Source organism: Listeria welshimeri serovar 6b str. SLCC5334, assembly GCF_000060285.1.
GTDB lineage: Bacteria > Bacillota > Bacilli > Lactobacillales > Listeriaceae > Listeria > Listeria welshimeri.
This window is the reverse complement of record NC_008555.1, coordinates 375,271-388,634: the sequence shown is the minus strand read 5'-3', so window position 1 is coordinate 388,634 and position 13,364 is coordinate 375,271. Positions and strand designations below refer to the sequence as shown.

17 protein-coding genes are annotated in these 13,364 nt (G+C 35.7%); 2 read left to right on the top strand and 15 right to left on the bottom strand.

Annotated elements, in window-relative coordinates:
* Positions 1-35 precede the first annotated feature (35 nt).
* Positions 36-263: a hypothetical protein gene (locus tag LWE_RS01925; RefSeq protein WP_041176302.1), complete on the top strand. Its 228-nt coding sequence runs from the start codon at positions 36-38 to the stop codon at positions 261-263.
* A complete protein-coding gene (locus tag LWE_RS01920) occupies positions 264-677 on the top strand; it encodes a hypothetical protein (protein ID WP_011701224.1) in 414 nt (137 codons plus the stop codon).
* Positions 678-744: 67 nt separating this feature from the next.
* On the opposite strand, the gene LWE_RS01915 is transcribed toward LWE_RS01920, so the two are convergent.
* The 15 genes from LWE_RS01915 to LWE_RS01850 form a co-directional block, all read right to left on the bottom strand.
* Positions 745-1,167 (bottom strand): NusG domain II-containing protein, encoded by a 423-nt coding sequence (locus tag LWE_RS01915; RefSeq protein ID WP_011701223.1) that lies wholly within the window; start codon positions 1,165-1,167, stop codon positions 745-747.
* 12 nt (positions 1,168-1,179) lie between these two features.
* On the bottom strand, positions 1,180-1,572 hold the full coding sequence (locus LWE_RS01910; protein ID WP_011701222.1) for a DUF1149 family protein: 393 nt from the start codon (positions 1,570-1,572) through the stop codon (positions 1,180-1,182).
* Positions 1,573-1,642: 70 nt separating this feature from the next.
* The gene (locus LWE_RS01905) at positions 1,643-2,023 is read right to left on the bottom strand and encodes a VOC family protein (protein WP_011701221.1); all 381 of its coding nucleotides are present in this window, start codon (positions 2,021-2,023) and stop codon (positions 1,643-1,645) included.
* 15 nt (positions 2,024-2,038) lie between these two features.
* Complete coding sequence (locus LWE_RS01900) at positions 2,039-3,046, bottom strand: inorganic phosphate transporter (RefSeq protein ID WP_011701220.1); 1,008 nt, start codon at positions 3,044-3,046, stop codon at positions 2,039-2,041.
* A 109-nt stretch (positions 3,047-3,155) separates the two neighbouring features.
* The gene (locus tag LWE_RS01895) at positions 3,156-3,572 is read right to left on the bottom strand and encodes a hypothetical protein (RefSeq protein ID WP_041176301.1); all 417 of its coding nucleotides are present in this window, start codon (positions 3,570-3,572) and stop codon (positions 3,156-3,158) included.
* Positions 3,563-3,979 carry a DUF4064 domain-containing protein gene (locus tag LWE_RS01890; RefSeq protein ID WP_011701218.1) on the bottom strand — a complete coding sequence of 139 codons (417 nt, stop codon included), beginning with the start codon at positions 3,977-3,979 and terminating at the stop codon, positions 3,563-3,565. The genes LWE_RS01895 and LWE_RS01890 overlap by 10 nt, the downstream gene beginning before the upstream one ends.
* A 130-nt stretch (positions 3,980-4,109) precedes the next feature.
* The gene (locus LWE_RS01885) at positions 4,110-6,044 is read right to left on the bottom strand and encodes a BglG family transcription antiterminator (RefSeq protein ID WP_011701217.1); all 1,935 of its coding nucleotides are present in this window, start codon (positions 6,042-6,044) and stop codon (positions 4,110-4,112) included.
* A 31-nt stretch (positions 6,045-6,075) separates the two neighbouring features.
* Positions 6,076-8,703, bottom strand: coding sequence for a mannosylglycerate hydrolase (mngB, locus tag LWE_RS01880; protein WP_011701216.1), 2,628 nt, complete (start codon positions 8,701-8,703; stop codon positions 6,076-6,078).
* Positions 8,704-8,724: 21 nt separating this feature from the next.
* On the bottom strand, positions 8,725-9,837 hold the full coding sequence (locus LWE_RS01875; protein ID WP_003723113.1) for a PTS fructose transporter subunit IIC: 1,113 nt from the start codon (positions 9,835-9,837) through the stop codon (positions 8,725-8,727).
* Positions 9,838-9,840: 3 nt separating this feature from the next.
* The gene (locus LWE_RS01870) at positions 9,841-10,173 is read right to left on the bottom strand and encodes a PTS fructose transporter subunit IIB (RefSeq protein WP_011701215.1); all 333 of its coding nucleotides are present in this window, start codon (positions 10,171-10,173) and stop codon (positions 9,841-9,843) included.
* A complete protein-coding gene (locus LWE_RS01865) occupies positions 10,170-10,628 on the bottom strand; it encodes a PTS sugar transporter subunit IIA (RefSeq protein ID WP_011701214.1) in 459 nt (152 codons plus the stop codon). The genes LWE_RS01870 and LWE_RS01865 overlap by 4 nt, the downstream gene beginning before the upstream one ends.
* 169 nt (positions 10,629-10,797) lie before the next feature.
* Positions 10,798-11,280: an SRPBCC family protein gene (locus LWE_RS01860; protein WP_011701213.1), complete on the bottom strand. Its 483-nt coding sequence runs from the start codon at positions 11,278-11,280 to the stop codon at positions 10,798-10,800.
* Between the two features lie 70 nt (positions 11,281-11,350).
* On the bottom strand, positions 11,351-11,494 hold the full coding sequence (locus LWE_RS14545; protein ID WP_011701212.1) for a BH0509 family protein: 144 nt from the start codon (positions 11,492-11,494) through the stop codon (positions 11,351-11,353).
* A gap of 17 nt (positions 11,495-11,511) precedes the next feature.
* Positions 11,512-12,678: an ABC transporter permease gene (locus LWE_RS01855; RefSeq protein ID WP_011701211.1), complete on the bottom strand. Its 1,167-nt coding sequence runs from the start codon at positions 12,676-12,678 to the stop codon at positions 11,512-11,514.
* On the bottom strand, positions 12,675-13,349 hold the full coding sequence (locus LWE_RS01850) for an ABC transporter ATP-binding protein (RefSeq protein WP_011701210.1): 675 nt from the start codon (positions 13,347-13,349) through the stop codon (positions 12,675-12,677). Before LWE_RS01850 ends, LWE_RS01855 begins: the two co-directional genes overlap by 4 nt.
* Positions 13,350-13,364: the final 15 nt, after the last annotated feature.

Sequence of the window (13,364 nt, the reverse complement as noted above, 5' to 3'; positions counted from 1 at the left end):
ATTTACATCATAATACACCTAGGAGGAAACAAAGCATGACACCACAGATTTTTACCTATGTAATTCTAATTGTATCGGTACTGTATGTAGTATACTCGATTTACCCTATCTTTAAAGCTAAGAAAAATAATCAAGAAATAGTTGTTAGGCCAATCCGTATAGTTGCAGCTGTAATAGTTATGATTTTAGCCATTTATGCTATTGCCACTGGTAACACATATGATAGTATTATTGATGCTATTAACACGAAGTATGGTCGTTAAATGAGTAAAAAACGCAAACTTTTATTAAAAGTAAATTCTATTTTTGTTGTAGTATACGGGCTTTTAATGTATGGTTATTATAGGAAAATGCTTTCAGATAAAGCTATGCCTGAAAGTTTCCAAACTGTTTTCTTAATAGGAACTGCTATTTCTCTCGTTTTAATGTTCTCTATCATTTTATTTAAAAAAACGTGTTTATTATGGCTTGTAACAGTTATTTGTTTTTTTATACTCGTACTTGTTTTAGTTGCTTCTTTCCAAAACGTTTGGCTTCTGCCGTTTTTTGATTCTTGTTTTGATTGGATAAAAGCTAATTCAACTATAGCGATATATGGAGCCATTGCTTTAAGTGGCGGCAGTCTTTATATATTAAGTAAAGCCAATATGCATTATAATGTATTTTCAGAAAAATAAACTATACGACTTAATAATGCCATCGAAAAAACCCAGCAATTTCTTAAATGAAATTACTGGGTTTTTTCTAATTTGGCACAATTAAATCTGAATCAGGGTCTTTGCTTGTTTTGCTTGTTGATTTAATTTCTACGAAGACTTTATGCGGTAAACAAACAATGGTGTCACCAGCTTTGGATTTCCAACCCATTTTGACGCCTACTTGGTCTGGGCTGTTATCTTCTTTGATACGAATTCTTTCGCCATCTACTTCCATCAAATTATATTGTGTGCCTTTTCCTTTAATAGTAAATTGTTCATTTCCTTTGTGGCCAGTCAGCGGAATTTCCCGAATAACTTCCCCGTCCTGCGAAATAATAGCTATCACATCATCGCCCGCATTCTTAGCTTCAGCGACAGAAAATAATATTAAAGGTAAAAACGAACCCAAAATCAATAACACAATAATAATAAAATCGAATGGGCGCACCATTTTCATATATTGACGCATTTACTCTCCTAACTAGCCATTATGATTAGCGTTAAAATCTAAACTAACCCCTGGCTCATCAAACGCAATTTCGGTTACTTCATAAGTTAAACGCTTGATATAATCAATTAATGGATTGGATAATCCTTCCACATCCACCACTTCTAAGTCTGAAAATTGACCAAAAAAATCTTTTAATTGTATAATACGGCTTATTCTACCATCAATTCGAAAATTTTCAAGAACTAATAAAAAAGGAATCGTTATTTTAAAAATTTTACCTTTTGCCATTAGCTCTACATTTCCATTGACTGGCTCGACTTCATGGACTTCTAATTCAATTTTGTTTTCAAACTGCTTGTCTTCTTCCAAAATTGTTTCAAAGTTGTATTTTTCTACGACGATTTTATTCGTTACGATATCCACAAACTTCACCTCATTATTAATATGTATTACCTGTATCTTACATGATTATTTAGTTGCTGACAAATCAATATTAACAAGTTATTTCGATACGATTTCCTTCTGGATCTAGCACAACACTTTCGTAATATCCATCCCCTGTTGTTCTCGTTTCTCCAGCAACTTTAAAACCATCTTTTCTTAGTTTTTCTGTTAGTTCGTCAACCATTTCTTTTGTACCAGTTGAAATAGCAATATGCGCCCATCCTAAATTTTCTCCAAGATTTTTCCCAGTTACATCTGTCCGACTCATAATCTCAAGTCTGGCTCCATTTTCAAATGATAAAAAATAAGATGTAAAACCTTTTGTCTTGTTTTCATATAAGTCATTGGCTGTTACACCAAAATATTTTACATAAAAGTCTTTCATTTTTTCCAAATCCGTCGTCCATAAAGCAATATGTTCAATTTTCATTAAAAATCCTCCTTCTTATAAGAAAATAGCTGCTGATATCCAGTATACCACTGCTGCCAAAAGTCCAGCTAGTGGCAAAGTGATAAACCATGTGACCACCATATTTTTCCCTGTGCGCCAATTGACTTCTTTTTTATGATTAGCAGTTCCAACACCCATAATAGAGCTATCAATTACTTGTGTTGTGCTGACCGGCAAATGAATCAGTGTGGCTGTCATAATTACTGAAAGTGAACTTAAATCTGAGGCAACACCTGTTACTGGTGTGATTTTCATGATTTTTGTGCCTACTGTTTTAATAATTCGATAACCACCGACAGATGATCCAATGGCCATTGAAGCCGCGCAACTTACTTGAACCCAAAAAGGAATTCCAGCTGATTCTTTTAAAAGCCCGCTAGCTACTAGAGCTAATGTGATAATCCCCATCGTCTTTTGTGCATCATTTGTTCCATGAGAATAAGCTTGCACTGCAGCTGTCCCGATTTGAATAAAGCGAAAACGACGGTTCATTTTCCCCAGTTTTTTATCATGAAAAAGTTTTTTAAACAGAGAATATATGAAGTAACCCACTGTAAAACCAATAATAGGCGAAATAATAAGTGCAATAATAATTACCGTAAAACCCGACCAGTTAAGTACGCTAAAACTGCCAGCTGACGCAATGGAAGCCCCGGCTATCGCACCAATCAGCGCATGCGAGGAACTACTTGGCATTCCAACAAGCCAAGTCATCAAATTCCAAATCACTGCTGCAATTAAGCCACATAACACAACAAATTCACCATTACCAAGTGAAAATGGATCGACAATACTTTTTGTAAGTGATTCTGCTACCCCTGTAAAAGATATAGCTCCTAAAAAATTCATGACTGCCGCAATCCCAATTGCTACTCGCGGTTTTAATGCCCTTGTTGAAATACTAGTAGCAACAGCATTGGCAATATCATGAAAACCATTAATAAAATCAAATGCTAACCCCATTATCACAATGATAACCGTGATTAATATAACCGTATCCATTTAGCAGTTCCCCTTGCCCAAATTTCTAGTTTTTATAGTCTATACCCTTTTTGCATTAATATAAAAAGAATCTGCCCCTATATTAGGTAGCAGATTCTTGTTGAAGTCATTAGATATCATCCCATGTATCTGTATCATAATCATAACTATCATCGTAATTATAGTTGTCATCATAGTTATAGCCGTCCATCATATTGTGCATTCCACCGCCACCACTTGCTACGGAAAAAATAATAATAATAAAAACAATAATTGCTATAAAAGTGTTTACTACAGCCACACCTAGACCACCAAACAGGAGACCAAGGTTTTTCTTCATTACTTCTCCTTTTGTACGGACTATAAGGTAAATAACTAAGATGATTAACACATTTACGAAAACCATTAGCAGACACCAGAGAATCGCATTCATTCCGCGTTGTTCTGCATCTTTATAAACCCAAATTGCTAAAAGAGCTTTTGCAGCCAGACCGAGCATTAAGGAAAAAATCATTAATATTGGAAAGAACATTACTACTAATCCCATTTTATCCCCTCGCCTTCTTTAAGATTTGTCTGATATTCTTTTTTTGTAACCGTTAAAATACCGGCAATCAAAAATAAAATTCCATGAATAGTGAACACTTGTAATCCTCCTAAAACAATAAAACACACACCGAATAGTTTTGTTTTAGGACCGTTATTTTTAATTTTAAAGGCTCCGATGAAACCAAAAATTGCTGAGGCTAAAGTAAAAAGTACGGCGATTATTGAAAAGAAAGTAAATATCCATAAAATAATGGCTTCTCCTCCTCCACCATAAGTCGTTGGCATATCCAACATGAGCATTGCATTAATACCAAAAACCAATGTATATAATGTCGCTCCAAAAAACGTTAAAATGCTAAAAGATGCACCAACAATAATTAAAATAAATTCTGCTTGTCTATTCATTAAATCCTCCATCTGTTTATTTATTATCTTTATAGTGTACCATGAAATCGACTTTCACCAAATGGAAAAGTAAAAATATTCACGAAAAATTCACGAAAAAAGCTACATCTTTAAAAAATAGATGCAGCCTTCATTTTTTCTTTAAAATATCCTTTGCTAAAGTAGTAAATTCACGAAAGTTAGTTAAATTGGCAAGTTTTTCTCCGTATTCTTCACGGACAAGTTCTACAAGCAACTCATATATATTGATAGCTTCCTCATAATCATGTTTACTTATACATAGTAAAAAAACAGCATGCACAGATTGTTTTTGGTCCCATTTAATCGGTTTATCTAAAATCCGAATAACTATTTTAGTTTCTTTTGCCATCAAACCAAGTGGATGAGGAATCGCTATTCCAGTTCCTAGAACCGTTGAACCTAGCTTTTCTCGTTCCAGTACAGAACCTAAGAAGTCTGTGCCAACTATATCATTTTTATACAAAGAGCTCACCATTTCTTTCAGAATAGCTGATTTACTAGTTAATTCACTTCTTGCAAAAAATTCAGCCGTAAAGAAGTTTGAAAGGAAACCTCGGTTAGAATCAGTTTGTTCTTGAATAATGGCTCCAAGCATTTTTAATTCTTCATTAGTTGGAATATTGCTGATTTTGATGACTGGCTTATTTTTTTCAGGAATTCTTACAGTAGACAGGATAATATCTTCTTCAATATGGATAAAACGGTTATATTCTTGAATCGAGACAACTTTTGTAATGTCCAAATTGCTCACAGCTGATTTCACTTTTGCTTCGACGATTCGCGCGGTTCCAAAGCCTGATCCACAAACAATTAAAGCTGATTTATGCCGGTAATAAGAAATTTGGTAATTTCGTTCAAGAGATGCTCCGATATGAAGGGCTAAATAGGCTAATTCATTTTGATTAATATCATAAGGGTAATCTTTTTTTAAGGATTCTACTGCATCTAGTGTGATTTCATATGCAAGTGGATAATAACGTTTAATATGTTCAGTCATTGGATTTTTAACTGTCATATGATATTTCACACGATATAACATCGAATGAATATGTGCAATCAAGTCCTTTTTGAGTTGTAAATCATCTTGTAAATGATAGGAATAGTGCGATTCAATTCGGTTAAGCATCCCTTCAATATAAGCATAATCATCAAATTCGCTAATTTCTTTATCTTCTACATTCAATATCCGCTTACTGGCGATTTGAAGAAGCAAATAATTTTTATCAGCAGATGAAATGGTTATTTCGAAAAGGGACTCTAAAATAGTAGCTAATTTATTGGCTATTACGATTTCTTCTTCACTGACATCCGTTAATTCAAACTGTTCTAATGAATGGCCTAGCTCAATTCGTTCCACAAGAATCATCATATGTAGTAAAAGGTTTTGAAGTGCTTCGTCAGTAAAGCGAATATTCGTTGCAAAGAAATAATCTGTCACAGCTGACATTAATTTTTGCAGTTTATCTTTTTGTTTATGCCATTCGAAAAATGTTTCTAAATACGATTCTGGCGCCTTTTTGGAAGCAATCAGTGCTGTTAAAGTGTAACGCATTTTTTCTTCTTCCCCAACGATTTTCACACCGCTACCAGGCTTAGAAACAAGCGTTAAATCATACGATGCAATGACTTTTCGAACTTGTTTCATATCGTTCGAAATAGTTGCTCGGCTAGCATAAATAGTATCTGCTAAATCTTCTAATTTAATATAATCCGCACTTGATAAAAGCAAGAAAATCTCGTATTTTACGCGTTCTTCTGGATTATCTAAATCAAAATAATCCGCATTTTTCGGTTTGTTCTTTTCATTTTGAAAAGCTTGAAAGGCAGCTGGGTCAAGGATTTCTATTTTGTACCCCGCGCCTCGAGTAAGCGTTATGGTCGCTCCGTGATTCTCTAGAAATTCAGTTAATTTCGCGATATCCGTTCGTATCGTTCGTTCTGAAATATGTAATTCTTGGCTGAGTTTCTGAGCTGATAAGTGGCTACCAGCATCAAGGAGCATGCCATATAATGTTTCCAAACGTTTATAAGCGAAGTATCCCATTTTAGCAGCTCCTTTTTACGGTAGTTATCCATTATTTTTCAAATAAATAAGTTTGGACTTTTGCATGTTTTAATGTGGTTTGTTTCTCATTTGATTTATTTTCGTCCAAGTGACATTCTTTGCCTTGGAAAATTTCTGGAATAGCAATTTCTTTTTGTAAGTATGGATTGAAAAAGCGGGTAATAAACGCCTCACTATCTTCAGCTTTTTTCACTGCACTAACAATCGCCCCATCTAACATTGGAAGTTTTAAGCTATAAGTTGCATCTAATGTTTTTTCTTCGTCGCGATAAACATAAATCAACCGGCCGTTAAGAAAATCAGACATTTGATAAACAGGTGGATTGGATAGGTATTCTTTTGCTTTTTTTGCTATATTCGCTTCGTCAAAAGAACTTTCGAATAAAGTGAGCGCGAATGTCGCATTTATTTCGCCAAGTAGTTGCGCATCAGGTGTCGCAACAATTGACTCACCGGAAGCACGACCAGGACGATACAGTAAATCTGTTTTACCCATATGGCTAAATGTACGGAATAAGGTTAGCGAAATCGTATCATAATTGTCACCAATGATTTCATATTCGCGCACGCCTTCTGTCATAACAGCAACCCCGTGCACTTCATCGTGTAAACTGACAAAACTCTGCATTGCTTCAATTGAAATTGGTGCTTCTTGCCATTCTTCCGCTTCCCATACATCCATTTCTGGAAGTCGAACAGGACGTTTAATTGGCGCGAATAATTGGTCGGCTGTCGAGAATTTGCTAGCAATTTCGGTGGCGAAAGTGACACATAAACGATGACTCAATACTTTGTTAGCGATTTGAACATCAAAGCGAATAAGTTCTTCGTTTTTTCGTAAAGAAATTATCGTTTTGATAGTCATTTCTTTTCTTTTTTCACGATTAGCACGTTCTTCTAAATTATACGGCACATTTAACTTGAAGGAAATAGTTAATGTTTGGTTGACGCTAGATACACTCGAATCCATACTATCTACTACCGCTTCTTTAGATGTAATTACTAGGTCTTTACGAGGCGGAGAATAGTTGTAGGAATCGCCATCGTCTCCATTTTCAACAAAAACCATTTGATCTGTATAAGTTCTATTCGCTTTTTTGTCATGAATAGTTAGTGAGTTGTTGTCCGCTAACTGGATTTCATAAAATTCATTTTCGATTTTTGAAGCCGTAGATTGTTTTGGTTCTTGCTCAGCAGTTTCTTTTTCCAAATTAAAGTAAACCGTGTCGTATCCAAGCGCTGGGAGGTTGTTTACTTCTACAAGCATCGTTGCTAAAAAGACTTTTTTGGGTAAATAAACGGCTTTACTTGGGTTGAGATCGATATGTTGGTTTAAGACATATTCTGTTAAGTCCGTTTGCTCCAAAATAGTATATGGAAGAGTGTTTCCTTGCGTATCTTCCATCGTGAAATTGTCATCTGGAATATAAGCAGACATTTTGATAACGCCACTTTTTTCGTATGGAAGTGGGTTGAAAATGGTAAATTGGAACGCTTGTTTTTGTTCGATTTTTTCACTAATAAGGCGCATGTTTAAATCGAGTAAATTGGTTGCTAAATCAGATGCCAATTTATACCGATGTTTGACGTCGCGATTAGTAGTATCACTATTACAGCCACCAATGCTATCGTGCGCAGCATTTTCAAACATTAACTTCCAAATTTCTGCGAGTTCGTTATGCGGATAGCGATTTCCAAGTGAATAGCTTACAGAAAGAACTGGCTCTAACACATTGCTCAAAAAGTTTTCAATTTCATTGTTTGCTTGTTTTAAATCAGCTCGTGTGGAAAAAATCGATTTATGCAAGCGACTATGTTTTCCTTCTGTCAATTCACCAGCAATTACCGGTAAATCCATCACATCTTGTTCTAAATCAGCGAAAAATGTTTCTGGTGAAGCAATTTGGTATTCACGCGTGCTATCTAATTCATTAAATTTCGCAACCAATTCTGGTAAATTTTTTCTAACTGGCGCTTGGTCTAACCCATTTGGAAAATAGACATTTGGCGTCAAAGCTTTCTTTTCTAAAGCACCAATTTGTTCATCCAAGTATTTTTTTAGTTCTGCTTCATTTTCTGGAATATTGGCTCCATAGTAGTAGCCGAACGGGATTTGTTCAGCCAGCATTTCTGTCCCGTCATCGCCACGCCAGATAAATTCCGTTTGTTTCAAGCGATTATCGGCAACTCCACGCCAAAATAGAAACTTCGAAATCCCAAATTCTTTATAAATTTGCGGCATATTTCCGCCTTGCCCGAATGCATCCGGGACATAACCTACAGCCATGCTATGCCCCATTTCATATGCAATCCTCGTCCCATATAGTAAGTTTCGAACAATCGACTCTTGTGAAATGACTAATTGGTCCGTTTGTGTATACCAAGGTCCTGTAATAAGTCGTTTATCAGTAATAAGTTTTTCTAATCTAGTTTTATCTTCCGGGCAGTAGCGCAAATAATCTTCTATTAAAGAACTTTGAGCATCCATTAAGTAAAAATGGTAATCTTCTTTCGCTTCTAAAGTTTCAATTACTTCTTTTAAATGCTTCACTAAATAGATTGTCGAACGGCTTGAAGTGAAATACCATTCTCTATCCCAATGTGAATGCGGAATTACATGTACTTTCGTTTTAGCCATTTTAATTAAATCCTCCAACTATTATTTAATCTCTATTTCGTCAAAACTAATATCAATATCATCCACTGCATCGTCTGCTGCAGCTGTTTCTTCTTCGGTGAAATTCACGAATAAGTTAGCACAAATTCCGATGATAAATGCGCCAACCAAACCACCAACTAAGTATGCCCAGCCGTTACCAATGGTGAAGAAACCATACATACCACCAATCGGCGGCATTTTCACATAAGCACCAAGTCCCATTGTTACAGCACTACCAATCGCGCAGGCAATGACATTTAGCGGAATTAATTTACCAGGACTACGTAGTGTGAATGGAATCGCACCCTCTGTGACCCCAATTAGCCCCATGATTAGCGCACCATTTCCAGCTTCTTTAAATGTAGTAGAATAATTCTTTTTGCGTAAAAGAGTGGCAATTCCGTAGCCAAGTGGCGGAATACAAATTGCGACATTAATCATGATGGAAGGTAGATAGATTCCGCTCATAAATAGCGCATTTCCAGCCATCCAAGCAGCTTTATTTACAGGTCCGCCAAGGTCAAATCCAATCATTGCTCCTAAAATAAGTGCTAGAATAATAACATTTGTGTCGTTTTTACACATTTCAGTTACCCAATCAAGTAACGTTTGGTTTAACCAGCCAAGCGGCCCACCGAGAATTAGCGACATCAGTATTCCTGTGGCACCAACTGTGATAAGTGGCAAAATAATAAGTGGCAATGAACTAGCAGCAGGTCCAGTGATTCGAACATGTTTTTTCACCCAGTTTGTTAACCAACCAGCGAAGAAACCAGCGACTACGGCACCTAAGAAACCAGCATTTGTACTAGTAGCCAGAACCCCACCAACAAAACCAGCAGCAAGCGCCGGTTTTCCAGCAATCGAATAAGCAATATATCCAGCAAGTACTAAATTAAGTAAGCCAATTGCAGCCCAACCTACATTCTGAAATAGATAAACGTAATGATAAAATCCGCTGGCATCAGCATAAGCATCTAGATTAGTTACTCCGCCAATAATCCCAATTAATTTTGCAACAGCTACAACAAGCGAGCCAGCAATAATGACTGGAAGTGCATACGATATTCCTGACATTAAGTGATCTTTTGCTTCGTTTAATTTCCCTTTCATGACTTAATTAGCCTCCTTTTGATTACGTGCTTCAATTGCTGCAACTACTTTACTTAACACCGCTTCCCCGTTTGCAACACATTGCCCAATTTTTACTCGAACAACTGGTTTTCCTTTGAAACGATCTTCTCCATCAATCACTTTATCTGCCGCAATAATGACAACATCTGCTGCGCTCACTTCAGCTGGTGTGATTTCGTCAATTGTGCCCATTGCTCCTTGTTGTTCAATTTTGACATCGTGTCCTAATTTCACTCCCGCTTTTTCTAATGCTTTTGCTGCCATTGGTGTGTGCGCGAGTCCTGCGATACATGACGTAACTCCTACAACTTTCATATCAATTCTCCTTCCAAATTATCTTTTAAGTAATTCATCAGTTCGTGTTCCGTTTGAATTGTTAAAATTTGTTCTTGAAACGCTTCTTCTAGTAAATTCACAGCCACACTTGATAAAATTTTCAGATGTTGCTGACTTGCCTCACTTGCTGGAACTAATATCGCAAAAATGGCTTGTGCTTGAAAACCTTCATTTGACTCCCAATCAATCGGGTCAACCAAACGAATAAAAAGTAGTTTTGCTTCCGATATCGCCTCTGTTTTCGCATGTGGAATTGCGATTAATTGTTGCACTGCTGTTGCGTACTCTTTTTCGCGGGCCCATAAATCTCGCTCTACTTGCGCTGAATTAGTTGTGATACCAATTTCAGCTGCCTTGTCTGCAATAAAAGCTAGCACTTCTGCTTTTGTGCTTAGATGCTGATTTAAAAATAATTGTTCTTCTGATACTATCATTTCGTCACCCCGTATTTTTTCAATGCCTTGCTTACAATTACATTCTAATGAAACCGATTACTTTTTTGAACATAAGGAATTTCCAGTTAAAGTGGAAAAAATTAATTTAAACAACAAAAAAGCTACAAACAAAGCCATTGCCGCTTCATTTATAGCTCTCACCATTCATTTATTTTTCGATATTCAATGCTTTTTGGTACTTGTTAAAAAGTGTGTCAAATGTTGCTTTATTAAAATCATAAACCTTTCCTTCTGCAGCGGCTTGAAGTTTTTTTAAGCAAATATGCCAACCAGAAATATCTCGTGGACTATGATCTGTAATAGTTGTAAGTATCTCTTTAAAAGTCAGCAGGGTTTTATTTTCAGGAAGTTCTTTTAGTTCAAAAGCGACTTCATCTTTATCCCATTCAAAAGCTAGTTTTTTGTTAGGTTCGAATGCTCGTATTGGCATTTTTATTTTTTCTTCGGAGGTCATGATGAATAGTAGATACCCGTTTGTTCCAAGTTTTCCTATTTCTAATTCGCTAAACCATTTTTCTAATCCTTCATTCGTAGTCAATAGCGCAAAAACTTCTGTAACTGGTGCATTTATATTTACTTTGAATTCAATTATACTAGTGCCATTATTCTGCTTCTGGATTGATTCGTTCACTTAAATCCCTCCTACCAATTTATTTTCATTTTCGCATAAATTGACTAATATCACAAAAGGTAGGTTTTTATTAATTTTTTACTATTACTCGTTCATAAAATTCTTCCAATTCTGCATAACTTAATTCTCTCAGTCTCTGTCGTTCTACATTAGTTACAAGGCTTACAATTTCAATTAAAACCCAAGTATCATCCAACTGTTCTTCTATCTCCATCAAAACGCCTCCTTAAGTTAATCTGCACGCAACGCATCTATCGGCATTTTTTTCGATGCTTTCTGCGCTGGAATTACACCAAACACTACTCCAATAAACATCGAAAAACTAACTGCAATAAGGATTGTCGATGCAGAAACTCGCATTTCAAAATTAGATACTGCTGTAACTAGTTGCGCTGTAAAAATACCTAATAAAATTCCAATAATTCCACCTAATAAACTAAGTACAATAGATTCAATTAGAAACTGCATTAAAATAGCCCGATTACCCGCCCCAATTGCTTTTCTAATGCCAATTTCTCGAGTTCGCTCTGAAACAGATACAAGCATAATGTTCATAATACCAATTCCGCCAACTAAGAGCGAAATTCCAGCTATTGCTCCTAACCCAAGCGTAAGCGTTTTTGTAATATTATCAAATGTATCTAATGCCTGTTGCTGGTTTACGACTGTGTATGCCTCCTTATCATTTGGAAAAAGTTGATTCATCTTCTCTTTTGTTTGTTCCACTGTAGTTGAAACTTGTTCAGTGGTTTGCGTTTGAATATAATACAAATCAATGGAATCAGACTTAAACAGCCTTACTGCAGAAGATATGGGAATAAATAATTTCTTATCTGCTGATCCAAATAAACTCTCTCCTTTTTCTTTTAAAACACCAATAACCACATACCTGGCTCCTGAAATTTGTACATATTTCCCTATAGGATTTTGGTTTTTAAAATAGCTCTTTGCAATCTCAGAACCAATCACCGTTACTTTTTGTGCATATTGAACATCTACCGACGAGCAAAATCGTCCTGATATAAGTTCTAGATTTTTTATACTAACATAATCTTCATTGATTCCTGTCACTTGTTTGGTGGCTGTTTTGTCACCAGTTCTCACTTCCATGTTTCGCATGACTTCTGGCGATCCAATCTCACTTTCCTTCAGAAGACTAGTGGCATCTTTATAAGTGAATTTTTCATTTGGATTGTCGGATTGAAAACTAATAGAAACTAAATTACTGCCCATGTCGCCTAATTGTGTCGATACATTTTTTGAAATAGCTTCACCAATCGACACAAGTAATATAACAGAAAAAACACCAATAATAATTCCTAACATGGTCAAAAAAGTTCTAAATTTAGCGGAAAGAAGTTGTTTTAATGCAAGTTTCACACTTTGAAATAGGCTCATAGATTATTCCATTCACGGAGTTTTCCGTCTTTTATTTCTATTATTCGTTCCGCTTGTTCAGCAATTGTTTTGTCATGTGTAATCATAATCAACGTATTTCCTTCTCTATGAATTTCCTTTAATAAACGCATTACTTCTTCACCTGTTTTAGAATCAAGTGCGCCTGTTGGTTCATCTGCCAGAATAATTTCTGGATTTCCTGCAATCGCTCTAGCTATCGCAACTCGTTGTTGCTGTCCGCCTGAAAGCTGTGCGGGTAAATGTTTTTGTTTCTCCAACAAACCGACACGTTCTAAACTTTTTAAGACAATTTTCTTTCGAGTTGGCTTACTTGTTCCTCGATAAATGAGTGGTAATTCCACATTTTCAAAAGCAGTAAGTCGCGGCATTAAATTGAATTGTTGAAAAATAAAACCTATTTTTTTATTTCTGATTTTAGAAATCTTTTTATCTGATATTCGCATTAAATTCATTTTGTTAAGATAGTATTCTCCTGAACTAGCTCGATCTAATATTCCTATAATATTCATTAATGTAGATTTTCCAGAACCAGATGGTCCAATAATCGCAATAAATTCACCTTTTGTAACTTGTAAAGATAAATTATCTAATGCTTTTATCGTATCTTCTCCCATTTGATACGTTTTTGAAATATTAAAAAGCTGTATCATGTTGCACTAACCTCC